26 protein-coding genes are annotated in these 25,862 nt (G+C 64.1%); 24 read left to right on the top strand and 2 right to left on the bottom strand.

Going from position 1 to position 25,862, the window contains the following annotated elements:
- The first annotated feature begins 26 nt into the window (after positions 1-26).
- From secD to ACPRTJ_RS05480, 3 genes are all read left to right on the top strand, one after another.
- Positions 27-1,895, top strand: coding sequence for a protein translocase subunit SecD (gene secD, locus ACPRTJ_RS05490; protein ID WP_054916607.1), 1,869 nt, complete (start codon positions 27-29; stop codon positions 1,893-1,895).
- Between the two features lie 9 nt (positions 1,896-1,904).
- The gene (gene secF, locus ACPRTJ_RS05485) at positions 1,905-2,816 is read left to right on the top strand and encodes a protein translocase subunit SecF (RefSeq protein WP_043864457.1); all 912 of its coding nucleotides are present in this window, start codon (positions 1,905-1,907) and stop codon (positions 2,814-2,816) included.
- Positions 2,817-2,937: 121 nt separating this feature from the next.
- Positions 2,938-3,486, top strand: a complete 549-nt coding sequence (locus ACPRTJ_RS05480) for a glycine zipper 2TM domain-containing protein (protein WP_043864458.1) — start codon at positions 2,938-2,940, stop codon at positions 3,484-3,486.
- Positions 3,487-3,622: 136 nt separating this feature from the next.
- Here the strand turns inward: ACPRTJ_RS05480 and suhB are convergent, their stop codons facing one another.
- Positions 3,623-4,441 (bottom strand): inositol-phosphate phosphatase, encoded by an 819-nt coding sequence (suhB, locus tag ACPRTJ_RS05475; RefSeq protein ID WP_043864459.1) that lies wholly within the window; start codon positions 4,439-4,441, stop codon positions 3,623-3,625.
- 145 nt (positions 4,442-4,586) lie between these two features.
- Here suhB and trmJ point away from each other — a divergent pair, with 145 nt between their 5' ends.
- From trmJ to ACPRTJ_RS05370, 21 genes are all read left to right on the top strand, one after another.
- A complete protein-coding gene (trmJ, locus tag ACPRTJ_RS05470) occupies positions 4,587-5,360 on the top strand; it encodes a tRNA (cytosine(32)/uridine(32)-2'-O)-methyltransferase TrmJ (RefSeq protein WP_043864460.1) in 774 nt (257 codons plus the stop codon).
- Positions 5,361-6,143, top strand: coding sequence for a serine O-acetyltransferase (gene cysE / locus ACPRTJ_RS05465; RefSeq protein WP_054916605.1), 783 nt, complete (start codon positions 5,361-5,363; stop codon positions 6,141-6,143).
- Between the two features lie 154 nt (positions 6,144-6,297).
- Positions 6,298-6,789: a Fe-S cluster assembly transcriptional regulator IscR gene (gene iscR, locus ACPRTJ_RS05460; protein ID WP_043864462.1), complete on the top strand. Its 492-nt coding sequence runs from the start codon at positions 6,298-6,300 to the stop codon at positions 6,787-6,789.
- A 43-nt stretch (positions 6,790-6,832) separates the two neighbouring features.
- Positions 6,833-8,047 (top strand): IscS subfamily cysteine desulfurase, encoded by a 1,215-nt coding sequence (locus tag ACPRTJ_RS05455; protein WP_043864463.1) that lies wholly within the window; start codon positions 6,833-6,835, stop codon positions 8,045-8,047.
- Positions 8,048-8,093: 46 nt separating this feature from the next.
- Positions 8,094-8,480 carry a Fe-S cluster assembly scaffold IscU gene (iscU, locus tag ACPRTJ_RS05450; protein ID WP_002552476.1) on the top strand — a complete coding sequence of 129 codons (387 nt, stop codon included), beginning with the start codon at positions 8,094-8,096 and terminating at the stop codon, positions 8,478-8,480.
- 28 nt (positions 8,481-8,508) lie between these two features.
- Positions 8,509-8,832 carry an iron-sulfur cluster assembly protein IscA gene (gene iscA / locus ACPRTJ_RS05445; protein ID WP_043864464.1) on the top strand — a complete coding sequence of 108 codons (324 nt, stop codon included), beginning with the start codon at positions 8,509-8,511 and terminating at the stop codon, positions 8,830-8,832.
- A gap of 8 nt (positions 8,833-8,840) precedes the next feature.
- Entirely contained in the window at positions 8,841-9,362 is a 522-nt protein-coding gene (hscB, locus tag ACPRTJ_RS05440) for a co-chaperone HscB (protein ID WP_043864465.1), read from the top strand.
- A gap of 41 nt (positions 9,363-9,403) precedes the next feature.
- On the top strand, positions 9,404-11,266 hold the full coding sequence (gene hscA, locus ACPRTJ_RS05435; protein WP_426428304.1) for a Fe-S protein assembly chaperone HscA: 1,863 nt from the start codon (positions 9,404-9,406) through the stop codon (positions 11,264-11,266).
- Between the two features lie 3 nt (positions 11,267-11,269).
- Positions 11,270-11,611, top strand: a complete 342-nt coding sequence (gene fdx, locus ACPRTJ_RS05430) for an ISC system 2Fe-2S type ferredoxin (protein ID WP_043864467.1) — start codon at positions 11,270-11,272, stop codon at positions 11,609-11,611.
- A 14-nt stretch (positions 11,612-11,625) separates the two neighbouring features.
- On the top strand, positions 11,626-11,826 hold the full coding sequence (gene iscX / locus ACPRTJ_RS05425; RefSeq protein WP_054916604.1) for a Fe-S cluster assembly protein IscX: 201 nt from the start codon (positions 11,626-11,628) through the stop codon (positions 11,824-11,826).
- Positions 11,827-11,917: 91 nt separating this feature from the next.
- Positions 11,918-12,343, top strand: coding sequence for a nucleoside-diphosphate kinase (gene ndk / locus ACPRTJ_RS05420; protein ID WP_043864469.1), 426 nt, complete (start codon positions 11,918-11,920; stop codon positions 12,341-12,343).
- Positions 12,344-12,371: 28 nt separating this feature from the next.
- On the top strand, positions 12,372-13,520 hold the full coding sequence (rlmN, locus tag ACPRTJ_RS05415; protein ID WP_054916603.1) for a 23S rRNA (adenine(2503)-C(2))-methyltransferase RlmN: 1,149 nt from the start codon (positions 12,372-12,374) through the stop codon (positions 13,518-13,520).
- A gap of 7 nt (positions 13,521-13,527) precedes the next feature.
- Positions 13,528-14,286, top strand: a complete 759-nt coding sequence (pilW, locus tag ACPRTJ_RS05410; protein ID WP_043864471.1) for a type IV pilus biogenesis/stability protein PilW — start codon at positions 13,528-13,530, stop codon at positions 14,284-14,286.
- Positions 14,286-15,278 carry a RodZ domain-containing protein gene (locus tag ACPRTJ_RS05405; protein WP_078479945.1) on the top strand — a complete coding sequence of 331 codons (993 nt, stop codon included), beginning with the start codon at positions 14,286-14,288 and terminating at the stop codon, positions 15,276-15,278. The genes pilW and ACPRTJ_RS05405 overlap by 1 nt, the downstream gene beginning before the upstream one ends.
- A gap of 3 nt (positions 15,279-15,281) precedes the next feature.
- Positions 15,282-16,391 (top strand): flavodoxin-dependent (E)-4-hydroxy-3-methylbut-2-enyl-diphosphate synthase, encoded by a 1,110-nt coding sequence (gene ispG, locus ACPRTJ_RS05400; RefSeq protein WP_043862521.1) that lies wholly within the window; start codon positions 15,282-15,284, stop codon positions 16,389-16,391.
- Between the two features lie 28 nt (positions 16,392-16,419).
- Complete coding sequence (gene hisS, locus ACPRTJ_RS05395) at positions 16,420-17,709, top strand: histidine--tRNA ligase (RefSeq protein WP_054916601.1); 1,290 nt, start codon at positions 16,420-16,422, stop codon at positions 17,707-17,709.
- Between the two features lie 39 nt (positions 17,710-17,748).
- Positions 17,749-18,390 carry a YfgM family protein gene (locus ACPRTJ_RS05390; protein WP_043862519.1) on the top strand — a complete coding sequence of 214 codons (642 nt, stop codon included), beginning with the start codon at positions 17,749-17,751 and terminating at the stop codon, positions 18,388-18,390.
- A complete protein-coding gene (gene bamB / locus ACPRTJ_RS05385) occupies positions 18,383-19,534 on the top strand; it encodes an outer membrane protein assembly factor BamB (RefSeq protein WP_054916600.1) in 1,152 nt (383 codons plus the stop codon). The genes ACPRTJ_RS05390 and bamB overlap by 8 nt, the downstream gene beginning before the upstream one ends.
- A gap of 117 nt (positions 19,535-19,651) precedes the next feature.
- Complete coding sequence (der, locus tag ACPRTJ_RS05380; protein WP_043862517.1) at positions 19,652-21,115, top strand: ribosome biogenesis GTPase Der; 1,464 nt, start codon at positions 19,652-19,654, stop codon at positions 21,113-21,115.
- 145 nt (positions 21,116-21,260) lie between these two features.
- Positions 21,261-22,409, top strand: a complete 1,149-nt coding sequence (locus ACPRTJ_RS05375) for a pyridoxal phosphate-dependent aminotransferase (RefSeq protein ID WP_116052914.1) — start codon at positions 21,261-21,263, stop codon at positions 22,407-22,409.
- On the top strand, positions 22,397-23,188 hold the full coding sequence (locus tag ACPRTJ_RS05370; protein WP_043862515.1) for an amidohydrolase: 792 nt from the start codon (positions 22,397-22,399) through the stop codon (positions 23,186-23,188). Before ACPRTJ_RS05375 ends, ACPRTJ_RS05370 begins: the two co-directional genes overlap by 13 nt.
- A gap of 77 nt (positions 23,189-23,265) precedes the next feature.
- Here ACPRTJ_RS05370 and ACPRTJ_RS05365 read toward each other — a convergent pair whose 3' ends face one another.
- On the bottom strand, positions 23,266-25,815 hold the full coding sequence (locus tag ACPRTJ_RS05365; protein WP_123752923.1) for a PepSY domain-containing protein: 2,550 nt from the start codon (positions 25,813-25,815) through the stop codon (positions 23,266-23,268).
- Positions 25,816-25,862 lie beyond the last annotated feature (47 nt).

The following is a 25,862-nucleotide window of genomic DNA, read 5'->3' as shown; positions in this document are numbered from 1 at the left end:
GCCCCGCGTCTTGAACGGGCGGCGTGATGCTGAACAAATATCCTCTATGGAAATACGCACTGATCCTGGCGGTACTGGCGATCGGTTTTATTTATTCCGCTCCCAACCTCTACCCTGACGACGCGGCTATTCAGGTCAGTGGTGCCAGCACGGCGCTGCAGGTCAGCCAGGCCGACCTGGACCGTGCCACCAAGGCACTGGCCGACGCCGGTATCGCGGTCAAGGGTGCAAGCCTGGGCGAGAAGGGCAAGGGCGCACTGGTGCGTCTGGCCAAACAGGACGACCAACTGCCGGCCAAGGACGTTGTGCGCAAGGCGCTGGGTGACGACTACGTCGTTGCACTGAACCTGGCCCCGACCACTCCGCAATGGCTGCGCAACCTGGGTGCAAGCCCGATGAAGCTGGGCCTGGACCTGTCCGGTGGTGTGCACTTCCTGCTTGAAGTGGACATGGACAAGGCCATGGCGGCACGTCTGAAGGTGTACGAAGGCGAAGTCAAAAGCCTGCTGCGCAAGGAGCGTGTGCGCTACCGCAGCCTGCCGCAGCAAGATGGCGGCATTCAACTGGGCTTCTCCGATGACCAGTCCCGCGAACAGGCTCGCAGCCTGATCCGCAAGAATTTCAACGATTTCGAGCTGACCACCACCGAGCGTAACGGCCTGTCGGTGCTGCGTCTGGCGATTACCCCGGCCAAGGTCGCGGAAATCCGTGAATACTCGATCAAGCAGAACCTGACCACGGTACGTAACCGCGTCAACGAACTGGGTGTGGCCGAGCCACTGGTTCAGCGCCAGGGTGCCAACCGCATCGTGGTCGAGCTGCCAGGCGTGCAGGACACCGCCGAAGCCAAGCGTATCCTGGGCAAGACCGCGAACCTGGAGTTCCGTCTGGGTGCCGAGCCGGGTGCGTCCAAGGCTACTACCGAGACCTTCGAGTTCCGTGAGGGCGGTCGCCCACCGGCAGCGGTCGAGCGTGGCCTGATCATCACCGGTGACCAGGTCACCGACGCCCAGGCCAGCTTCGACGAGCAGGGTCGCCCGCAGGTGAACATCCGCCTGGATGGCCACGGCGGCGAGCTGATGAGCCGCGCCACGCGCAGCAACGTCGGGCGCAGCATGGCGGTGATCTTCATCGAACAGCGTCCGGTTACCCGCTACGTCAAGCAGATGGTCGACGGTGTCGAGAAAGACGTGCCGGTGCAGTCGTTCGTGGAAGAGAAGCGCATCATCAGCCTGGCGACCATCCAGTCGCCGCTGGGCAGCCAGTTCCGCATCACCGGCCTGAACGGCCAGGGTGAGTCGTCCGAACTGGCCCTGCTGCTGCGTGCCGGTGGTCTGGCGGCGCCGATGTACTTCGCCGAAGAACGTACCATTGGCCCGAGCCTGGGTGCCGACAACATCACCAAGGGTATCGATGCATCGCTGTGGGGCATGCTGTTCGTGTCGCTGTTCATCATGGCCATCTACCGTGCCTTCGGCCTGATCGCCACCATCGCCCTGGCGGGCAACATGGTGCTGCTGCTGGCGCTGATGTCGCTGCTGGGGGCTACGCTGACCCTGCCGGGCATTGCCGGTATCGTGCTGACCATGGGTATGGCGGTCGATGCCAACGTACTGATCTTCTCGCGCATACGTGAAGAACTGGCCAATGGCATGTCGGTGCAGCGCGCCATCCACGAAGGCTTCAACCGTGCCTACACCGCGATCGTCGATGCCAACCTGACCACCCTGCTGGTGGGCGGCATCCTGTTCGCCATGGGTACCGGTCCGGTCAAGGGCTTCGCGGTTACCATGTCCCTCGGGATTTTCACCTCGATGTTCACGGCCGTCATGGTCACCCGCGCAATGGTCAACCTGACCTGCGGTGGGCGGGATATCAAGAAGTTGTGGGTATAAGGGGCTGCCATGTTACGTACCATTAACTTCATGGGTGTGCGGAACGTCGCGTTCGGCGTCACCCTGCTGCTGACTGTGCTGGCACTGTTCAGCTGGTTCTACAAAGGGCTCAACTTCGGCCTGGACTTCACCGGCGGTACGCTCATCGAGCTGACCTACGAGCGCCCGGCCAACCTTGGCGAGGTTCGTGAAGAGCTGGTCAGGTCCGGCTTCCACGATGCCGTGGTGCAGAGCTTCGGTGCTACCACCGACCTGCTGGTGCGCATGCCGGGCGACGACCCGATGCTGGGCAACAAGGTGGCCGAGGCGCTGCAGAAGATCAGCACCGACAACCCGGCCACGGTAAAGCGTGTCGAGTTCGTCGGCCCGCAGGTGGGCGAGGAACTGCGTGACCAGGGCGGCCTGGGCATGCTGCTGGCGCTGGGCGGCATCCTGGTCTACCTGGCTTTCCGCTTCCAGTGGAAGTTTGCGGTGGGCGCCATCCTGTCGCTGGTGCACGACGTGATCGTGACCATGGGCATCCTGTCGTTCTTCCAGATCACCTTCGACCTGACGGTGCTGGCGGCGGTGCTGGCGATCATCGGCTACTCGCTCAACGACACCATCGTGGTGTTCGACCGGGTACGGGAAAACTTCCGCGTGATGCGCAAGGCTTCGCTGATCGAGAACATCAACGTCTCGACCACCCAGACCCTGCTGCGTACCGTGGCCACCTCGGTGTCCACCTTGCTGGCGATCGCGGCACTGCTGTTCTTCGGTGGTGACAACCTGTGGGGCTTCTCGCTGGCACTGTTCATCGGTGTAATGGCCGGTACCTACTCGTCGATCTACATCGCCAACGTGGTGCTGATCTGGCTGAACCTGAACAGTGAAGACCTGATCCCGCCGGTGAAAACCGAGGGTGTGGACGAGCGTCCATAAGGCTTTTTGCCACTGTCCTGAGCGGTACAAGAAGGCGCGAGTATTGAACTCGCGCCTTTTTTTATGCTCCAAGGCTGGGAGAAGCGCGGGCGTGTTCCCGCAGGTAAATCAGGAGGTTCACGTGAACAAGTCAATGCTGGTGGGTGCGGTGCTGGGTGCTGTCGGTGTCACTGCCGGAGGTGCCGTGGCTACCTACAGCTTGGTCAAGGGCGGGCCGCAATACGCGCAGGTGACGTCGGTGCAGCCGGTCAAGCAGACCGTCAAGACGCCACGGGAAGTCTGCAAGGATGTCACGGTGACCCGTCAGGCGCCGGTGAAGGATCAGCACCAGATCGCCGGTACCGTGCTGGGCGCCGTGGCAGGTGGGTTGCTGGGTAACCAGATCGGCGGCGGCAATGGCAAGAAGATCGCGACCGTGGCCGGTGCCGTCGGTGGTGGCTATGCCGGCAACAAGGTGCAGGAAGGCATGCAGAACCGCGATACCTACACCACCACGCAAACCCGCTGCAACACGGTCAATGACCTGAGCGAGAAGGTGGTGGGGTACGACGTGAAGTATTCGATTGGCGACAAGGCCGGGCAGGTGCGCATGGAGCGCGACCCGGGTTCGCAGATCCCGCTGGACGAGAATGGCAAGCTGGTACTGACGCAGGCGCAGCCTGGGCAGTGATGACCCTTTCGCCGGCAAGGCGGGCTCCTACAAAGCCATGCGCAACCTGTAGGCGCCGGCCTTGCCGGCGAAGAGGCCCGAAAGCCAGCCACAAAAAAGCACCCCGAAGGGTGCTTTTTTATTGCCCGGCTGAAACTCAGCGCTTCAGCGAAGCCGGCAGGTGCGGCTGGATCGCCGTCAACACCGCCTTGAAGCACTTGATGTTGCCGGCAACGATGTGGCCCTTCTCGAGGAAGTCATGACCACCGGTGAAGTCGCTCACCAGGCCGCCCGCTTCCTGGATCAGCAGTGCGCCTGCCGCCATGTCCCACTCGCTCAGGCCCGACTCCCAGAACGCATCGAAGCGGCCGGCGGCCACGTAGGCCAGGTCCAGGCTCGCGGCGCCGGCGCGGCGGATGCCGGCGGTCTGGCCGACCAGGGCGCGGAACATGCCCAGGTAGTTGTCCAGGCCATCCATCTGGTTGTCACGGAACGGGAAGCCGGTACCCAGCAGGGCGCCGTCCAGGCTGGTGCGACCGCTGACGCGCAGGCGGCGACCATTGAGCTGGGCGCCACGGCCACGGCTGGCGGTGAATTCTTCCTGGCGTACCGGGTCGAGGACCACGGCGTGTTCCAGGCGGCCGCGGTACTTGCACGCGATGCTCACGGCAAAGTGAGGGACGCCACGCAGGAAGTTGGTGGTACCGTCGAGCGGGTCGATGACCCACAGGTAGTCCTTGCCTTCTTCGCCGTTGCCAGCGTGCAGGCCGGTTTCTTCACCGTAGATGGAGTGGTTCGGGTACGCCTTGCGCAGGGCGTCGACGATGACTTTTTCCGCCGCGCGGTCGACTTCGGAGACGTAATCCTTGGCGTCTTTCTCATCTACCTTGATGGTATCCAGGCGCTCGATGGAGCGGAAAATCAATTCACTGGCGCTGCGGGCGGCGCGCAGCGCGATATTCAGCATGGGCTGCATGGACGTTTCACCTGGGTCGTTAAAGAAAGCCGAACATTCTAGCAGAAAACTTTGAACGAAGAAGGGCGACATTTGCTTTCATAGCGTAATGCCGGTCGCTTCTGTAAGATTTGCTCCCTTCCTTCCGTGTCTGTGAGCCGTGCCCGTGCTGCCAAGAATTCGTGTCGTCCTGGTCAATACCAGTCACCCCGGCAATATCGGCGGGGCTGCGCGCGCCATGAAGAACATGGGCCTGTCGCGCCTGGTGCTGGTCGAGCCGAACGACTTTCCTTCCCACGAGGCCAGTGCCCGTGCCTCCGGCGCCGATGACGTACTGGCGGGTGCCGAGGTGGTGGCCACGCTCGAGGATGCGCTGGTGGGCTGCACCCTGGTGGTGGGCACCAGTGCCCGCGACCGGCGCATCCCGTGGCCCCTGCTTGATCCGCGCGAATGCGGCGCCAAGGTCGTCGAGCAGGCAGGCGAGGGTGCCGAGGTGGCGCTGGTGTTCGGCCGTGAACATGCCGGCCTGACCAACGACGAGCTGCAGCGATGTCATTATCACGTGCATATCCCGTCCAACCCGGATTTCAGTTCGCTGAATCTGGCGGCTGCGGTCCAGGTCCTGGCCTATGAAGTGCGCATGGCCTGGCTGGCAGCCGACGGGCAGGCGTCGAAAGTCGAGAAGGTCGAAGTGGCCTCGGTGCGCAGCGCAGAGCTGGCGACCATGGACGAAATGGAGCTGTTCTACCAGCACCTGGAGTCCGCGCTGGTGGACATCGGCTTTCTCGACCCGACCAAGCCCAAGCACCTGATGCCGCGTTTGCGTCGCCTGTACGGGCGCAGCGCGGTGAGTCGATCGGAAATAAGCATTTTGCGCGGCATCCTCACCGAAACCCAGAAAGCGGCCCGGGGCGATGCGCACAAGCGGAAGGATCAGTAAATGTTCGAGCGTCTGCGTGAAGATATCCAAAGCGTTTTCCACCGTGACCCGGCGGCGCGCAATGCCTTTGAAGTGCTGACCTGCTACCCGGGCATGCATGCGATCTGGCTGCACCGCGCGGCGCATGCCCTGTGGGTACGGGACTGGAAGTGGCTGGCGCGGCTGGTGTCCAACTTCGGTCGCTGGATGACCGGCATCGAGATTCACCCCGGTGCAAAGGTAGGCCGGCGCTTCTTCATCGACCACGGCATGGGCATCGTGATCGGCGAAACCGCCGAGATCGGCGATGACGTGACCCTGTACCAGGGCGTGACCCTGGGCGGCACCAGCTGGAACAAGGGCAAGCGCCACCCGACCCTGGAGGACGGCGTGGTGGTGGGGGCCGGCGCCAAGGTGCTGGGCCCGTTCACCGTGGGCGCGGGGGCCAAGATCGGCTCCAATGCGGTGGTCACCAAGGCGGTGCCGGCCGGCGCCACGGCGGTGGGCATCCCGGGGCGTATCATCGTCAAGTCCGACGCCGAGCAGGAGGCCCGGCGCAAGGCCATGGCCGAGAAGATCGGCTTCGACGCCTACGGCGTGAGCGAAGACATGCCCGACCCGGTGGCCCGCGCCATCGGCCAGTTGCTCGACCACCTGCAAGCGGTGGACGGGCGCCTGGAGGACATGTGCGGTGCGCTCAAGAACCTGGGCAGCGACTACTGCGCCAAGGAACTGCCGGCCCTGCGTGACGAAGACTTCGCGGATGTGAAGGCCGACGCCCGCAGCGACGCGTCGACGCATTGACAGAAGGGCGTGCGCTGGCGCGCCCGACTTTGCTACACTCTGCGCCGCCTCTCAGGCGCAATCCCGACTAAAGCAGTAGGTCTTATAGTTGACTTAAATGCTCGGGAATCGCATACTCGCACACATCCCGTAACTCCCGTGGTACCAAATAGCCATGCGACTGACTACAAAAGGCCGATACGCCGTGACTGCCATGCTTGACCTGGCGTTGCACGCGCAAAACGGGCCGGTGTCCCTGGCCGACATTTCCGAGCGCCAAGGCATCTCCCTTTCCTATCTGGAGCAGCTGTTTGCCAAGCTGCGTCGCAGCAGTCTGGTTTCCAGTGTGCGCGGTCCAGGCGGCGGCTACCAGCTGTCGCGCGTGATGGAAAGCATCCAGGTAGCCCAGGTGATCGATGCGGTCAACGAATCGGTCGACGCTACACGCTGCCAGGGCCTGGGTGATTGCCACGCTGGCGATACCTGCCTGACCCACCACTTGTGGTGTGATCTCAGCCAGCAGATTCACGAATTTCTGAGCGGTATCAGCCTGGCTGACCTTGTTACTCGCCGTGAGGTGCAAGAAGTCGCCCAGCGTCAGGACCTGCGCCGCATGGCGGGCCGGACACCGCATCTGGACAAGATTGAGACATCCGCCGTCGAATGACCGTTTCGACTGTGCGATGAGCCCGCCTGATAGGAGATATTCAATGAAGTTGCCGATCTACCTCGATTACTCCGCGACCACCCCGGTCGACCCACGTGTCGCCCAGAAGATGAGCGATTGCCTGCTGGTCGACGGGAACTTCGGTAACCCGGCGTCGCGTTCCCACGTCTTTGGCTGGAAAGCCGAAGAAGCGGTCGAGAACGCTCGCCGCCAGGTCGCCGACCTGGTCAACGCCGACCCGCGGGAAATTGTCTGGACCAGTGGCGCCACCGAGTCCGACAACCTGGCAATCAAGGGCGTCGCGCACTTCTACGGCACCAAGGGCAAGCACCTGATCACCTCCAAGATCGAGCACAAGGCCGTTCTGGACAGCACCCGTCAGCTGGAACGTGAAGGCTTCGAAGTCACCTACATCGAGCCGGGCGCCGATGGCCTGATCACCCCGGCCATGGTCGAGGCAGCCCTGCGTGAAGACACCATCCTGGTGTCGATCATGCACGTGAACAATGAAATCGGCACCATCAACGACATCGCCGCCATTGGCGAGCTGACCCGCTCGCGTGGCGTCATGTTCCACGTCGATGCCGCGCAGTCCACCGGCAAGGTCGAGATCGACCTGCAGAAGCTGAAGGTCGACCTGATGTCGTTCTCGGCGCACAAGACCTACGGCCCCAAAGGCATCGGCGCGCTGTACGTCAGCCGCAAGCCGCGCGTGCGTCTTGAAGCCACCATGCACGGCGGCGGTCACGAGCGCGGCATGCGTTCGGGCACCCTGGCTACCCACCAGATCGTCGGCATGGGCGAAGCCTTCGCCATCGCCAAGGAGCTGATGGCCAGCGAGAACCTGCGTATCAAGGCCCTGAGCGACCGCTTCTACAAGCAGGTCGAGAACCTTGAAGAGCTGTACATCAACGGCAGCATGACCGCGCGTATTCCGCACAACCTGAACTTGAGCTTCAACTACGTCGAAGGCGAGTCGCTGATCATGGCCCTCAAGGACCTGGCAGTGTCTTCGGGTTCGGCGTGCACCTCGGCATCGCTCGAGCCGTCCTACGTGCTGCGCGCCCTGGGCCGCAACGACGAACTGGCGCACAGCTCGATCCGCTTCACCTTCGGTCGCTTCACCACCGAAGAAGAAATCGACTACGCCGCGCAGAAGGTCTGCGAGGCCGTGACCAAGCTGCGCGAATTGTCGCCGCTGTGGGATATGTACAAAGACGGCGTCGACATCTCCAAGATCGAGTGGGCTGCGCACTAAGTAGTCGCCAGCAAGAGCGGCTCTCTGATGAGGAAGGAATAGCACCATGGCTTACAGTGAAAAGGTCATCGACCACTACGAAAACCCACGCAACGTCGGCAAGATGAATGCCGAGGACCCGGATGTCGGTACCGGCATGGTCGGCGCGCCTGCGTGCGGCGACGTGATGCGCCTGCAGATCAAGGTCAACGAGCAGGGCGTCATCGAAGATGCCAAGTTCAAGACCTACGGCTGTGGTTCGGCCATCGCTTCCAGCTCCCTCGCTACCGAGTGGATGAAGGGCAAGACCCTGGACGAAGCCGAAACCATCAAGAACACCCAGCTGGCCGAAGAACTGGCGTTGCCGCCGGTGAAGATCCACTGCTCGGTACTCGCCGAGGACGCCATCAAGGCGGCCGTGCGCGATTACAAGCAGAAGAAAGGTTTGCTCTAAGTTCGCCTGTTGCAGGTAAGGAGTCTCGATGGCTATCAGCATGACAGAAGCCGCCGCCAACCACGTGCGGCGCTCCCTCGAAGGACGCGGCAAGGGTGACGGCATTCGCCTGGGCGTTCGCACCACCGGCTGCTCGGGCCTGGCCTACGTGCTGGAGTTCGTCGACGCGCCGGACAGCGAGGACCAGGTGTTCGAAAGTCACGGCGTCAAGGTGATCATCGACCCGAAAAGCCTGGTGTACCTGGACGGAACCGAACTGGATTTCGTCAAGGAAGGGTTGAACGAAGGCTTCAAGTTCAACAATCCCAACGTGCGCGGTGAGTGTGGCTGCGGCGAAAGCTTCAACGTCTGAGGCTGCGCGTGGGTACTCCTTGTCATTTCGCCCTGTTTGACCTGCAGCCGGGCTTTCGCCTGGACCTCGACAAGCTGGCCGCGCGCTATCGCGAGCTGGCCCGCGAGGTTCACCCGGACCGCTTCGCCGATGCCCCCGAGCGTGAACAGCGCCTGGCGCTGGAGCGCTCGGCCGGCCTCAACGACGCCTACCAGACCCTCAGGAGTGCGCCCAAGCGGGCGCGCTACCTGTTGGCGATGGGGGGCCACGAAGTGCCGCAGGAAGTCACTGTCCACGACCCCGAGTTCCTCTTCCAGCAGATGCAATGGCGAGAAGAGCTCGAAGACCTGCAGGACAGTGCCGACCTCGATGGCGTGGCCGCGTTCAAGCGCCGCCTGAAGGTCGCCCAGGAAGCACTCAACGAGGACTTCGCCGCCTGCTGGGAGGATGCTGCGCAGCGTGAACAGGCCGAGCGCCTGATGCGCCGCATGCAGTTCCTCGACAAGCTCGCCTATGAAGTGCGCCAGCTGGAAGAGCGCCTCGACGATTAACCCGGTGGCGCCGTTGGCGACACCCCTGGTATCAGATAAGCATGGCCCTACTGCAGATCGCCGAACCCGGTCAGACGCCACAGCCCCATCAGCGCCGCCTGGCCGTGGGCATTGACCTTGGCACTACCAATTCGCTGGTCGCTGCATTGCGCAGCGGCATTTCCGAACCGCTGCCAGACGCCGAGGGCCGGGTCATCCTGCCGTCGGCGGTGCGCTATCACGCCAACCATGTCGACGTGGGCTACCGTGCCCGTGACGCAGCCTCCAGCGACCCGCTGAACACCGTTCTGTCGGTCAAGCGCCTGATGGGGCGCGGCCTGGCCGACGTCAAGCAACTGGGCGAGCAACTGCCCTACCGCTTTGTCGGCGGCGAGTCGCATATGCCGTTCATCGACACGGTGCAGGGCCCGAAAAGCCCGGTGGAAGTCTCGGCCGACATTCTCAAGGTGCTGCGCCAGCGCGCCGAAGCCACCCTGGGTGGCGAGCTGGTCGGCGCGGTGATCACCGTGCCGGCGTACTTCGACGACGCTCAGCGCCAGGCCACCAAGGACGCTGCGCGCCTGGCCGGGCTGAACGTGCTGCGCCTGCTCAACGAACCGACCGCTGCGGCTGTGGCCTATGGCCTGGACCAGAACGCCGAAGGCGTGGTGGCCATCTATGACCTGGGCGGCGGCACCTTCGACATTTCCATCCTGCGCCTGACCGGCGGTGTGTTCGAAGTGATGGCCACCGGCGGCGACAGCGCCCTGGGCGGCGATGACTTCGACCATGCGGCGGCCGGCTGGATCATCGAGCAGGCGGGCCTGTCTGCCGACCTCGACCCCGGCACCCAGCGTCAACTGCTGCAAGCTGCCTGTGCGGCCAAGGAAGCGTTGACCAACAGCGATGTCGTGTCCGTGAGCCATGGCGCCTGGCAGGGCGAGCTGACCCGTGCCGGCTTCGACGCGCTGATCGAACCGATGGTGGCGCGCAGCCTCAAGGCCTGTCGCCGCGCCGTGCGCGACAGTGGCATCGAGCTGGATGAAGTCGAAGCCGTGGTCATGGTCGGTGGTTCCACTCGCGTGCCGCGTGTGCGCGAGGCGGTGGGCGCGCTGTTCGGGCGTACCCCGCTGACCGAGATCGACCCCGATCAGGTGGTGGCCATCGGCGCCGCGATCCAGGCCGATACCCTGGCCGGCAACAAGCGCGACGGCGGCGAACTGCTGCTGCTCGACGTGATTCCGCTGTCCCTGGGGCTGGAAACAATGGGCGGGTTGATGGAGAAGGTGATCCCGCGCAACACCACCATCCCGGTTGCCCGTGCCCAGGAATTCACCACGTACAAGGATGGCCAGTCGGCCATGATGATCCACGTGCTGCAGGGTGAGCGTGAGCTGATCAGCGACTGCCGCTCCCTGGCGCGCTTCGAACTGCGCGGCATTCCGGCCATGGTGGCCGGTGCGGCGAAGATTCGCGTCACCTTCCAGGTCGACGCCGACGGCCTGCTCAGCGTTTCGGCGCGCGAGCTGGGCTCGGGTGTGGAATCGAGCATTCAGGTCAAGCCGTCCTACGGCCTGACCGACGGCGAGATCACTCGCATGCTCAAGGACTCCTTCGAGCATGCCGGCTATGACAAGGTGGCGCGCCAGTTGCGCGAGCACCAGGTCGACGCCGAGCGTCTGCTCGAAGCGGTGCAGGGCGCGCTGGACGCCGATGGCGAGCGCCTGCTGGACGCCGAAGAGCGCCTGGCGATCGAACAACAGATGCAAGACTTGCGTGATTTGATGAACGGTACCGATGGCGCCGCCATCGAGCAGCAGACCAAGCGTCTGTCGCAAGTGACCGATGCCTTTGCCGCCCGTCGCCTTGATTCGACGGTAAAAGCCGCTTTGGCCGGGCGCAACCTGAATGAGATCGAGGAGTAACTGATGCCGCAGGTGATTTTTCTGCCCCACGAGAAGTTCTGTCCGGACGGAATGGTGGTGGAGGCCGAAACCGGTAAGTCCATCCTTGAAGTGGCCCATGACAACCACATCGAGATCGAAAGCGCCTGCGGCGGCGTCTGCGCCTGCACCACGTGCCACTGCGTGATCCGCGAGGGTTTCAACTCGCTGAACGAGGCCGACGAGTTGGAAGAGGACTACCTCGACCGCGCCTGGGGCCTGGAGCCCACGTCGCGCCTGACCTGCCAGGCCAAGGTCGGCACCGAGGACGTGACCGTCGAGATCCCGAAATACTCGCTCAACCACGCCGCCGAAGCGCCGCACTGACCGTTGGAGTCATCATGAGCCTGAAATGGGTTGATGTACTTGAAATTGCAATTCAGCTTGCCGAAAGCAAGCCGCAAGTCGATCCTCGCTACGTGAATTTCGTCGAACTGAGCCGCTGGGTGCAGGCCCTGCCCGACTTCAGCGACGATCCGAACCGTGGCGGAGAGAAGGTGCTTGAAGCCATTCAGGCCGCCTGGATCGAAGAAGCCGACTGAGCGCACTCGGCAGGTTAGGCAATCCCCCGGAACCCGCGTATAATTCGCGGGTTTAATTTTTCGCTTCACTTACTGTTTCTGGAGTTACACCATGGCTGTTCAACGTACTTTCTCCATCATCAAGCCTGACGCCGTTGCCAAGAACGTGATCGGCGAGATCACCACCCGTTTCGAAAAAGCCGGCCTGCGCGTCGTTGCCTCGAAACTCAAGCAACTGTCCAAAGCCGAAGCCGAAGGCTTCTACGCCGAGCACAAAGAGCGCGGCTTCTTCGGTGACCTGGTTGCCTTCATGATCTCCGGCCCGGTCGTTGTACAGGTTCTGGAAGGCGAAAACGCCATCGCTCTGAACCGTGAGCTGATGGGCGCCACCAACCCTAAAGAAGCTGCTGCCGGTACCATCCGTGCCGACTTCGCCGAGTCGATCGACGCCAACGCCGTTCACGGTTCGGACTCCGAAGCCGCTGCTGCTCGCGAAATCTCGTACTTCTTCGCAGCTACCGAGGTAACCGCTCGCTAAGCGACAGCTTACGAGTGAGGGTGAATCCATGACGACATCGACTGGTAAAACTAACCTGTTGGGCCTGACCCAGCCGGAAATGGAAAAATTCTTCGAGTCCATCGGGGAGAAGCGTTTCCGTGCCGGCCAGGTAATGAAATGGATTCACCACTTTGGCGTCGATGATTTCGACGCCATGACGAATGTCGGCAAGGCCCTGCGCGAGAAGCTCAAGGCCGTTGCCGAGATTCGCGGCCCCGAAGTGGTCAGCGAGGACATCTCCAGCGACGGCACCCGCAAGTGGGTGGTGCGCGTGGCGTCCGGCAGCTGCGTCGAGACCGTGTACATCCCCCAGGGCAAGCGTGGCACCCTGTGTGTCTCGTCCCAGGCCGGTTGCGCCCTGGACTGCAGTTTCTGCTCCACCGGCAAGCAAGGATTCAACAGCAACCTCACCGCCGCCGAAGTGATCGGCCAGGTGTGGATTGCCAACAAGTCGTTCGGCAGCATTCCCGCCACCATCGACCGCGCCATCACCAACGTGGTGATGATGGGCATGGGTGAGCCGCTGCTCAACTTCGACAACGTGGTCGCCGCCATGCACCTGATGATGGACGACCTGGGCTACGGCATTTCCAAGCGCCGTGTGACCCTGTCCACCTCCGGCGTGGTGCCGATGATCGACCAGCTGGCCAAGCACATCGACGTGTCCCTGGCGCTGTCGCTGCACGCACCCAACGACGCCCTGCGCAACGAGCTGGTACCGATCAACAAGAAGTACCCGCTCAAGATGCTGCTCGAGTCGTGCATGCGCTACATGGCCGAACTCGGCGAGAAGCGTGTGCTGACCATCGAGTACACCCTGCTCAAGGACGTCAACGACAAGCTCGAGCACGCGGTCGAGATGGTCGAGCTGCTCAAGAACATCCCGTGCAAGATCAACCTGATTCCGTTCAACCCGTTCCCGCACTCCGGCTACGAGCGTCCGAGCAACAACGCGATCCGCCGCTTCCAGGACCACCTGCACCAGGCCGGCTACAACGTTACCGTGCGCACCACCCGTGGCGAGGACATCGACGCGGCCTGTGGTCAGCTGGTGGGGCAGGTGATGGACCGCACGCGCCGCAGTGAGCGCTATATCGCGGTACGGCAGCTCAATGCCGACGCCGATATGCCGCAAACCGGCGCGGCGGGCAACTGAGGCCGACATGGGCCTGCGCGCCGCGCTGCCAACCCTGTTGCTGACGCTGCTTGCCGGCTGCGTCGGCAGCGGCAGTTCCGACCCGCTGCAAAGCGGCAAGGGGCGCGAAGAGGCACGCCAGGCCTATGTGCAACTGGGCCTGGGTTATTTGCAACAAGGTTTGACCGAACGCGCCAAGGTGCCGCTGAAAAAGGCCCTTGAACTGGACGCTCGCGACCCGGCAGCCAATGCCGCGCTGGCCCTGGTGTTCCAGCGCGAGGACGAGCCGGCGCTGGCCGAGGGGTATTACCGCAAGGCCCTGGCTGCCAACCCCGACGACCCCCGTATTCGCAACAATTTCGGCAGTTTCCTGTATGCACAGGGGCGCTATGCCCAGGCGCAGCAGATGTTTCGCCAAGCGGCGGCCGATACCCTGTATCCTGAACGCTCCCGGGTTTTCGAGAACCTTGGCCTGACCGCCATCAAGCTGGGTCAGCGCGAGCAGGCGCGTGAACACCTGCAAAAGGCTTTACGGCTCAACCAGCAGCAACCGCGCGCGTTGCTCGAAATGGCTGAGTTGTCTTACGAAGACAGGCATTATGTGCCGGCGCGCGACTACTACGATCGTTTCAGCCAGCTGAGCGATCACGGCCCCCGCAGCCTGCTGCTGGGTTCGCGCCTGGCAACTGTATTCGAAGAACCTGACAAGGCCGCCGAACTGGGCGTGCAATTACAACGACTTTATCCCGGTACGCCGGAATATCAGCAATACCTGTCGGAGCAATGATGAAAGCGGCGCATCCCGAAGTAGCAGCAGCGACTCGCCAGAATCCCGGTGAGACCTTGCGTCAGGCCCGTGAAAGCAAGGGCTTGTCGCAGGCCGAAGTGGCCCGCAAGCTCAACCTGACCGTGAGTTCCCTGAACAACCTTGAAACCGGCGCGTTCGACAAGCTGCCAGGGCATACCTTCGCCCGCGGCTATATCCGTGCCTACGCCAAGCTGTTCGAGATGGACCAGGCCGAACTGGTGCTGGCCTTCGACCAGGCCACTGGCAGCAATTCCCAGGGCAGCGACGTGCATGCGCTGGGGCGTATCGAAGAGCCGGTACGCCTGTCGCACAACATCCTGCGCATCGTCAGCCTGTTGCTGCTGATCCTGGTGATCGGCGGTGGCTTCTTCTGGTGGCAGGACCAGACCAGCCTGCGCGGCAAGGACCTGGCCAGCCTGGCCATGGAACACGTCGAGGTCGAGAGCGCCGACGGTACCACCCAGATCCACCCGCTGGACGAGCCTGAAGACCAGGCCGTGGCCGAAAGCCAGGAAGCGCCGGCTGCCAGCGCACCGGCCGAGCAGGCCCAGCCTGCCACCGACGAGGCTGCCGCACAGGCCCCGGCCGCCAGCAACCCGGCGCCAGCTGCGCCTGCCGCACCCGTAGCCCCGGCTCCCGTAGCGCCGGCCCCTGCGGCCAGCGCCCCGGCTGTGGCTGCCGCCCCTGCGCCTGCCACCCCCGCTGCGCCAGCGGCTGCACCGGCTGCCGGCAGCGCCTCGTTGCACATGCAGTTCGTTGCCGATTGCTGGACTTCGGTCACCGACGGCAACGGCAAGGTGCTGGTCAATGCCACCAAGCGCAAGGGCGAGACCCTCGAGCTCACCGGCAAGCCGCCGTTCGCGGTACGCCTGGGCTTTGCCCGTGGCGCACAGATCAGTTTCAACGGCCAGCCCGTCGACGTGGCGCCGTTCACCAGTGGCGAGACTGCTCGCCTGAAGTTGGGACAATAAGTCATGCACGGCGAATCTCCGATCAAACGTCGCGAATCGCGCAAAATCTGGGTAGGTAATGTGCCTGTCGGCGGCGATGCACCCATCGCCGTCCAGAGCATGACCAACACCGACACCAACGACGTCGATGCCACCGTCGCACAGATCACCCGCCTGGTGGATGCCGGCGTCGACATCGTGCGCGTCTCGGTACCGGACATGGACGCGGCCGAAGCCTTCGGCCGCATCAAGCAGCGGGTCAGCGTGCCGCTGGTGGCCGATATCCACTTCGACTACCGCATCGCCTTGCGCGTGGCCGAGCTGGGTGTGGACTGCCTGCGCATCAACCCCGGCAACATCGGCCGTGAAGACCGCGTGCGCGCGGTGGTGGATGCCGCGCGTGATCGCGGCATCCCTATCCGTATCGGCGTCAACGCCGGCTCCCTGGAAAAGGACCTGCAGAAGAAGTACGGCGAGCCCACCCCGGCGGCCCTGGTCGAGTCGGCCATGCGTCATGTGGAGCACCTCGATCGCCTGGACTTCCAGGACTTCAAGGTCAGCGTGAAGGCCTCCGACGTGTTCATGGCCGTCGAGGCCTATCGCCTGCTGGCCAAGCAGATCGTGCAGCCGCTGCACCTGGGCATCACCGAAGCAGGCGGCCTGCGCTCGGGCACGGTGAAATCGGCCGTGGGCCTCGGTATGCTGCTTGCCGAAGGGATTGGCGATACTATCCGCATCTCGCTTGCCGCCGACCCGGTCGAGGAAGTGAAGGTCGGCTACGACATCCTCAAGTCGCTGCACCTGCGTTCGCGTGGCATCAACTTCATCGCCTGCCCGAGCTGCTCGCGGCAGAACTTCGATGTGGTCAAGACCATGAACGAGCTCGAAGGGCGCCTCGAAGACCTGCTGGTACCGCTGGACGTGGCGGTGATCGGCTGTGTGGTCAACGGCCCCGGCGAAGCCAAGGAAGCCCACGTGGGGCTCACCGGCGGCACGCCGAACCTGATCTACATCGATGGCAAGCCGGCGCAGAAGCTGACCAATGACAACCTGGTGGATGAGCTGGAAAAACTCATCCGCCAGAAAGCGGCCGAGAAGGCCGAGGCCGACGCGGCAGTGATTGCCCGCGGTTGACCGACACCGATTTCGTTAAGGATTTACCGTGAGCAAATCGCTGCAAGCCATTCGTGGCATGAACGACATCCTGCCCGAGCAGACCCCGCTGTGGCGCTATTTCGAGAGCACCGTGGCCGGCCTGCTGGACACCTACGGCTATCGCCAGATCCGCACCCCGATCGTCGAGCCGACCGAGCTGTTCAAGCGTTCCATCGGTGAAGTGACCGACATCGTCGAAAAAGAGATGTACACCTTCGCCGACCGCAACGGCGACTCCCTGACCCTGCGCCCCGAAGGCACCGCCGCCTGTGTGCGCGCCGTGCTCGAACACGGCATCAGCGGTGGTGGCCAGGTGCAGAAGCTCTGGTACATCGGCCAGATGTTCCGCCACGAGCGCCCGCAGAAGGGCCGCTATCGCCAGTTCCACCAGATCGGCCTGGAGGTGTTCAACCTCGATGGCCCGGACATCGACGCCGAGCTGATCGTGCTCACCTGGCGCCTGTGGGGCCTGCTGGGCATCCGCGATGCGGTCAAGCTCGAACTCAACAGCCTGGGTACCAGCGAAGCCCGCGGCCGTTACCGTGACGCGCTGGTCGAGTTCCTCTCGGCGCGCCTGGAGCAACTGGACGAAGACAGCCAACGTCGCCTCAAGACCAACCCGCTGCGCATCCTCGACAGCAAGGACGCCAACACCCAGGCGGCGCTGGTGGGTGCACCGAAGCTCGAAGACTACCTGGACGAAGAATCGCGCGTGCACTTCGAGGGCCTCAAGGCTCGTCTGGACGCCGCCGGCATTCCGTTCGTGATCAACACCAAGCTGGTGCGTGGCCTGGACTACTACAGCAAGACCGTGTTCGAGTGGGTCACCGACAAGCTCGGTTCCCAGGGCACCGTATGTGCCGGTGGCCGCTACGACGGCCTGGTCGAGCAGATGGGCGGCAAGCCGACCCCGGGCGTGGGTTTTGCCATGGGCATCGAGCGTCTGCTGCTGCTGATCGAGACCCTGGGCCAGGTGCCCGAGTCGATTTCGCGTCAGATCGACGTCTACCTGTGCGCCTTTGGCGAACAGGCCGAACTCGCCGGGCTGGCCCTGAGCGAGCGTCTGCGTGACCGCCTGCCGGGCTTGCGCCTGCAGGTCAATGCCGGTGGCGGCAGCTTCAAGAGCCAGTTCAAGAAGGCCGACAAGAGCAACGCTCTGTATGCCTTGATCCTGGGGGACGACGAACTGGCGCAACAAGTGGTAGGTTTCAAACCCCTGCGTGGTCAGGGCGAACAACAAAACATTGCCTGGGATGCTCTGGCCGAGCACCTGGAAGCTTCCCTCGCGCAGGCGTGAAGCGGGTCAACAGCCGATTTGGTGAAAAGGAGTATTGGGGTGTCGAGTAGCGATGATGAACAACTGGCCGCATTCAAGGATTGGTGGCAGCGCAACGGCAAACCACTGCTGACCGGTGGCCTGTTGGCGCTGGTGGTAGTGTTGGGCTGGCAGACCTGGCAGAAGTACCAGGGCAACCAGTCCCAAGGTGCTTCGAACCTTTATCAGGCCCTGCTTGAAACCACCCTGACGCCGACCGGCCAGCCGGACATGGCCCAGGTCGCGGACCTGTCGGGCAAGCTCAAGAGCGAGTTCGGCGGCACGGCCTACGCGCAGTACGCCAGCCTGTTCGTGGCCAAGGTCGCGGTCGAGAGCGGCAAGCTCGACGACGCCGCCAGCGAACTGAAAAGCGTGCTCGACAAGCCGGCCGACGCCACCCTGGGCGAAATTGCCCGTCAGCGCCTGGCCCGTGTACTGGCCGCGCAGAACAAGGTCGATGACGCCCTGAAGCTGCTCGATGGCGATGCCGACAAGGCCTTCCTGGCCAGCCGTGAAGAACTCAAGGGCGACCTGCTGGTACAGCTGGGTCGCGCCGATGATGCTCACGCCGCGTATCAGAAGGCCAAGGCCGCGCTGTCGGATGACGCCGCGATCGGTGGCCTGCAACTCAAGCTCGACGACCTTGCCAAAGGGGATGCGTGACGTGATCGGTTGGAAACATGCAGCAGTGCTGGCCGTGGCCCTTCTGGCCGTTGGTTGCAGCAGCAACAGCAAAAAGGAACTGCCGCCGGCCGAGCTGACCAAGTTCACCGAAGAGGTGGTACTGAAGAAGCAGTGGAGCCGTTCGATCGGTGACGGCCAGGGCGAGAGCTTCAACATGCTCGTCCCGGCCATCGAGAACGACCGCATCTACGCCGCCGATGTGACCGGCGTGGTGATGGCGCTGGACCGCATGAACGGCGACGTGATCTGGAAGAAAGACCTCGACCTGCCGGTATCCGGTGCGGTGGGTGTCGGCTACGGCCTGGTCATGCTCGGCACCCTCAAGGGTGAAGTGATCGCCATGGATGCCAGCACCGGCGAAGAAAAGTGGCGTGCGCGGGTCACCAGTGAAGTACTGGCGCCCCCGGCGACCAACGGTGACGTGGTGGTGGTGCAGACCCAGGACGATCGCGTGATCGGCCTGGATGCCAGCACCGGCGACCGCCGCTGGATCTACGAAAGCACCCCGGCTGTACTGACCCTGCGCGGTACCGGTGCGCCGATCGTGACCAACCGCCTGGCCGTGGCCGGCCTCTCGACCGGCAAGGTCGTGGCGCTGGACACCCAGAACGGCGTGCCGGTCTGGGAGCAACGCGTTGCCGTTCCGCAAGGGCGTTCCGAGCTGGACCGCGTGGTGGATATCGACGGCGGCCTGCTGCTGTCGGGCGGTGTGCTGTACGTGGCCAGCTACCAGGGGCGCGTCGCCGGCCTCGAGCTGGAAAGCGGTCGCGTGCTGTGGCAGCGCGATGCCTCCAGCTACGCCGGTGTGGCCCAGGGCTTTGGCAACGTCTACGTGAGCCTGGCGTCCGGTACGGTCGAAGGCATCGACGAGCGTTCTTCGTCGGCGCTGTGGAGCAACGACTCGCTGGCCCGTCGCCAGCTGTCGGCACCGGAAGTGTTCTCCAGCTACGTGGCCGTGGGTGACCTGGAAGGTTACCTGCACCTGCTGAGCCAGGTGGACGGCCGCTTCGTGGGTCGCGAGCGCATCGACAGCGATGGCCTGCGTGCACGCCCGCTGGTGGTAGGTGACATGATTTATGTGTTTGGCAACAGCGGCAAACTCGAGGCGCTGACCATTCGCTGAGTCTATGCTTGAGGCCTGCGGGCCTCGGGCTGCGGCGCCTTCGGGGCGCCGCCCGAACTCCGGCCGCTGCACTGCAGCGGCCTTTGTATTTTTTGAATTCAAGCAGTGGAGAGCCGCATGGTTCCCGTAATCGCCCTGGTGGGCCGACCGAACGTCGGCAAATCTACAATGTTCAACCGCCTGACCAGGACCCGCGATGCCATCGTTGGCGACCTGTCTGGCCTGACCCGTGACCGTCAATATGGCGAGGCGCGCTGGCAAGGGCGCTCCTACATCCTGGTCGACACCGGTGGTATCTCCGGTGACGAACATGGTATGGACGAAAAAATGGCCGAGCAGTCGCTGCTGGCCATCGAAGAAGCCGATGTGGTGCTGTTCCTGGTCGATGCCCGTGCCGGTCTGACCGCTGCCGACCAGATGATTTCCGAGCACCTGCGCAAGCGCAACAAGCGCTCGTTCCTGGTGGCCAACAAGATCGACAACATCGACCCGAACACCGCCATTGCCGAGTTCGCACCGTTGGGTATGGGCAACGCCATCGGCGTGGCCGGCGCCCAGGGCCGTGGCGTGAACAACCTGCTCGAGGCTGTGCTCAGCGACTTCCCGCGGGACAAGGAAGAAGAAGAGATCGACATGAACGTCGCCGAGGGCGAGGAAGCCGTGCGCATTCCTGGCCCCAGCGAGAAGGATGGCATCAAGATCGCCATCATCGGTCGCCCCAACGTCGGCAAGTCGACCCTGGTCAACCGCATGCTCGGTGAAGACCGTGTGATCGTGTACGACCAGCCCGGCACCACCCGCGACAGCATCTACATTCCCTTCGAGCGCAATGACGAGAAGTACACGCTGATCGACACCGCCGGTGTGCGCAAGCGCGGCAAGATCCACGAGGAAGTCGAAAAGTTCTCGGTGGTCAAGACCCTGCAGGCGATCAAGGACGCCAACGTGGTGATCTTCGTCATGGATGCCCGCGAAGGCGTGGTGGACCACGACCTGAACCTGCTGGGCTTCGCCCTGGAAGCCGGTCGCGCCATCGTGATCGCGCTCAACAAGTGGGACGGCATGCAGCCGGGCGAGCGTGACTACGTGAAGACCGAGCTGGAACGACGGCTGTTTTTCGTCGACTTCGCCGACATTCACTTCATTTCGGCACTGCACGGCACTGGCGTGGGCAACCTGTACCAGTCGGTGCAGAACTCGTTCAAGTCGGCGGTCACCCGCTGGCCGACCAGCCGCCTGACCCAGATCCTCGAAGACGCGGTCAGCGAGCACCAGCCGCCGATGGTCAACAGCCGTCGCATCAAGCTGCGCTATGCCCACCTGGGGGGGGCCAACCCGCCGATCATCGTGATCCACGGCAACCAGGTGGAGAAGGTGCCCAAGTCCTACTCGCGCTACCTGGAAAACACCTACCGCCGTGTGCTCAAGCTGGTCGGTACGCCGATTCGCATCGAGTACAAGGGTGGCGAGAACCCGTACGAAGGCAACAAGAACACCCTGACCGACCGCCAGGTCAACAAGAAGCGCCGCCTGATGTCGCACCACAAGAAGTCGGCCAAGAAGCGCAAGGACAAGCGCTGATGGTGCGGGAGCCGGCCTTGCCGGCGAAATGGGCAGCGCGGATCAACTGAACCGCGCTTACCCTTTCGCCAGCAACGCTGGCTCCTACAACCTGGCGGTCCAATCCGCTATGCTCGGAGCCTGACCGCGCAGGAAAGAGGGCTCCATGATCAGCAGCAAGTTGCCGAACGTCGGCACCACCATCTTTACCACCATGTCCCAGCTCGCCGTGCAAACCGGCGCCCTGAACCTGTCCCAGGGCTTTCCCGATTTCAACGGCCCGCAAGCGCTGCTGGACGCGGTAGGGCGGCACATCAGTGCCGGCCACAACCAGTATTCCCCCATGACCGGCCTGCCGGCCCTGCGTCAGCAGGTAGCGGCCAAGGTCGCTCGCCAGTATGGCGTGACGGTCGATGCCGACCACGAGGTGACCATCACCCCCGGCGCCACGGCCGCGATCTTCTGCGCCATCCACGCGGTGATCCGCCCCGGCGACGAAGTCATCGTCTTCGACCCCTGCTACGACAGCTACGAACCCGCCGTGGAACTGGCCGGTGGTCGTTGCGTGCACGTGCAACTGGGCGCCGACAGCTTTGCCATCGACTGGCAGAAACTCAGCGATGCGCTGAGCCCGCGTACCCGCATGATCGTCATCAACTCGCCGCACAACCCCAGCGGCGCGCTGATTACCCGTGCCGAGCTGGACCAGCTGGCGGCGCTGATCGCCGACCGTGACATCTATGTGCTCAGCGACGAGGTGTACGAGCACCTGGTGTACGACGGCGCGCGCCACGCCAGCGTGCTGGCCCACGAGGCCCTGTACGCGCGGGCCTTCGTGGTCAGTTCGTTCGGCAAGACCTACCACGTGACCGGCTGGAAGACCGGCTATGTGATCGCGCCGCCAGCCCTGAGTGCCGAGTTGCGCAAGGTGCATCAGTACGTCAACTTCTGCGGCGTGACGCCGCTGCAGTGGGCGCTGGCCGATTTCATGGCCGAGCACCCGGAACATGTCGAAGAGCTGCCGGCGTTCTACCAGGCCAAGCGCGACCTGTTCTGTGGCCTGCTGCAAGGCTCTCGCTTCCAGTTCAAGCCGGTGGCCGGTACGTATTTCCAGCTGGTGGACTATTCGGCGATTCGCCCGGACCTCGACGACGTGCAGATGTCGGTATGGCTGACCCGCGAACACGGCGTGGCGACCATTCCGGTGTCGGTGTTCTACCAGCAACCCATTCCCGAGCAGCGCCTGGTGCGCCTGTGTTTCGCCAAACGCGAGGAGACGCTGCGTCAGGCAGCGGAAAAACTATGCGCGATCTGAGTACATTGCCCAACCTGACCGTGGCGCTGGTGCAGACCAGCCTGGCCTGGCAGGACCGCATGGCCAACTACGAGCATTTCGAGGTGCTGCTGGAGCAGGCCCGCGGCGCGGACCTGATCATCCTGCCGGAGATGTTCACCACCGGTTTTTCGATGGACTCCGAAAGCCTGGCCGAGCCGGAAAACGGCCCCACCTACAAATGGCTCAAGAGCCAGGCCAGGAAGCTCGATGCCGTGGTGACCGGCAGCGTGATCATCCAGGCCGAGGACGGCAGCCACCGCAACCGCCTGCTGTGGGCGCGCCCGGACGGCGAGATCCTGTTCTACGACAAGCGCCACCTGTTTCGCATGGCCGGCGAGCACAAGCACTACACCCCCGGCGAGCGCCAGGTGCAGTTCGAGCTCAAGGGGTGGCGGGTGCGCCCGCTGATCTGCTACGACCTGCGCTTCCCGGTGTGGAGCCGCGATGCACAGGACACCGACCTGCTGCTGTACACCGCCAACTGGCCGGCGGCACGGCGCCTGCACTGGAACCGCCTGCTGCCGGCACGGGGCATCGAGAACCTGTGCTATGTGGCGGCAGTGAACCGCGTGGGCACCGATGGCAAGGGCTTTGGCTACAGCGGCGACAGCCAGGTGCTGGACTTCCAGGGCGAGAGCCTGCTCAGTGCCGGCGAGGCCGACGGCGTGTTCACCGTGGTGCTGAGTGCGGCGGACCTGGCTGCATACCGCACGCGGTTCCCGGCCAACCTGGATGCCGATACCTTCGACCTGCACTGACCCCTTCGCCGGCAAGGCCGGCGCCTACGGGCATCCACCAGCCCCTAGGCGCCGGCCTTGCCGGCAAAGAGTGACGCTCAATACACATCCCGCCGGTACCGCCCCAGCTCGATCAACTGCTCAAGCTCTTCAGCCCCCAGCACCTCGGCCAGCACCGCATCCACACCCGCCGCCATGCCTTCAAGGCTGCCGCAGATATAGATCGACGCTCCCTCCGCCAGCCATCGGCGCAGCTCATCAGCCTGTTCGCGCAGCCGATCCTGCACATACACCTTCTGCGCCTGGTCCCGCGAGAACGCCAGGTCCAGCCGCGCCAGTTCACCACTCGCCAGCCAGCCCTGCAGTTCCTCCTCGCACAGGAAGTCATGCGCCCGGTTACGTTCGCCAAACAGCAGCCAGTTGCGTTGCTCGCCGTCCACGATTCGCGCCCTCAGCAGGCTGCGCAACCCGGCCAGCCCGGTACCGTTGCCGATCAGGATCATCGGTGCCGGAGCCGTCGGCAGATGGAAACCGCTGTTGCGGCGCAACCGCACGCTCACGCTCGCGCCCAGCGCCAGGTGTTCGGTCAACCAGCCCGAGCCCAGGCCCAGCGTGCCGTCCGGATGACGCTCCTGGCGCACGATCAGCTCCAGCACACCGTCACTGGCAATCGAGGCGATGGAGTATTCGCGCGCTGCCACCGGGATCAACGCATCCACCAGCGCCTGCGCGTGCAGGCCGATCAGGTGGCCGCGGCTGGCCGGCAACAGCCGCCCGCCCAGTGCATGGTCCAGGCGCTCCTCCAGGCCGTCCACTCGCACAGGCGTGTGAGGCTCAAGGCCAAGTCCGTCGAGCAACGCCTTGACCGTCGAACCGGCATTGCGCGGCAGTACATCGACCAGGTCCCCGGCATCCCAGCGCTCTGGCTGCGACGGTTGCAGGCCGAGCAGGTACACCGGTGCGCCCTGGCTGCCGGGGTTGAGCAGCTCGCGCCGGGTCAAGGTCCAGGCGCTGAACTGCGGCGGCTGCCAGGCAGACAGCGGCGCTGCGCCGGTCAATGCCGCCAACTGCTGCTGCCATTGCTGCAAGGCAGCAGGATCTGCACTGTCGACTTCCACGGCAGAGAAACTGGCGGTGGCACCGCGAGCCTCCAGCCAGTGCTGCAAGCTGCGCGCAAACCCGCAGAAATGCGGGTACTGGCGGTCTCCCAGTGCGAGCAGGGCGTAGTTCAGGTTACCCAGCGTCCACGGCTGGCCAAGCACCTTGCGCTCGAAGCCGCGGGCGCTGTCCGGCGCCTCGCCGTCGCCAAAGGTGCTGACCACGAACAACGCGCGTTGCGCCTGCTGCAGATCGGTTTCGGTCAGCGTCGCCAGAGGCTGCACGCGCACCGCCAGGCCCGCCGCCTGCAGTTGCCCGGCGCTCTGCCAGGCCAGTTGTTCGGCGAAGCCGCTCTGGCTGGCAAACCCCACCAGCCATCCGTTGCCTGTGTCGCCGGCCGGGTTCAGGCCCTTGCGGGCCTCGCGTACTTGGCGCTTCTTGCGCCTGCGGTCCAGGTACAGCAGCCAGCCGGTGATGAAGAACAGCGGCATGCTCAGGCTGGCGAGGGTCACCAGGATGCGCCCGGTGAGCCCGAAGTAGCTGCCCACATGCAGGGCATACACGCTGGCCAGCAGCTGCGCCTTGAACGACTTGTCGGTGTAGCGATCGTGCTGGCGTACCACGCCGGTGGCCGGGTCCAGGCTCAGGGTGTTGAGCGCGCGCTCGTGCTCGGCGTTGTCGAGCAGGTAGAACAGGGTGGCGGGCTGGCCGCCGGCCGGTGGCAGGCGCAGGTTGTAGGTGCGCAGGCCCGGGCCGGCCGCTGCCTGCAGGCTGGTCCAGATGGCGTCGTAGTCCACCACCAGCGGCGCCGCATCCTTGCCGGGTGCGGGCGGGCGGCCACGGCCTTCGCCGCGCTTGCGCTGTTCGCCAGCGGCCGGTGCATCGCCCAGCAACCGGTTCAGCCCCTCGCGGTACCACTCGTAGGACCAGAACAACCCGGTCAGGGCAAACAGCAGGTAGAACAGCAGGCACCAGGTACCGGCCACCGCGTGCAGGTCCCAGTTGAAGGCACGACCTTTCTTCGCCCAGTCCAGGGTCAGCCAGGTTCGCCAGTTCAGCGCCTGGCGCGGCCAGCGCAGGTACAGCCCCGACAGGCAGAAGAAGATCAGCATCAGGGTACAGGCGCCGGTGATCTGCCGGCCGGTGTCGCCCATGGCGAGGAAGCGGTGCAACTGCAGCATCAGGTCGAAGAACCCCTGGCCACTGACCGGGGGCTGCAGCTTGCCGGTGTAGGGGTCGGCATAGCGCAGGGTGCCGCGGCGCTCGCCCGGCGGTGGGGTGAAGAAGATGCGCGCAGCTTCGTCGCTGCGCACGTTCACCCACAGCATCGACACCTTGTCGCCCTGTTCGGCCTCGACGCGGCGCACCAGTTCGGCCGGCGGCAGCACGCCTTCGTCGCGCACCTGCACCTTGAGCACCTGTGGGTTGAACAGGCGCAGCAATTCGTCCTGGAACGACCAGGTTGCCCCGGTCACTCCCATCAGCGCCAGCACCAGCCCGGCGGTGATGCCGAAGAACCAGTGCAGTTGAAACAGGCTTTTCTTCACCACATCGACCACCTTGTGTTGCGGGTTGCGTGAATGCGCCGCGCATTATG

Source organism: Pseudomonas palmensis, from assembly GCF_049942755.1.
Lineage (GTDB): Bacteria > Pseudomonadota > Gammaproteobacteria > Pseudomonadales > Pseudomonadaceae > Aquipseudomonas > Aquipseudomonas palmensis.
This window is presented reverse-complemented; position numbering and strand designations above follow the sequence as displayed.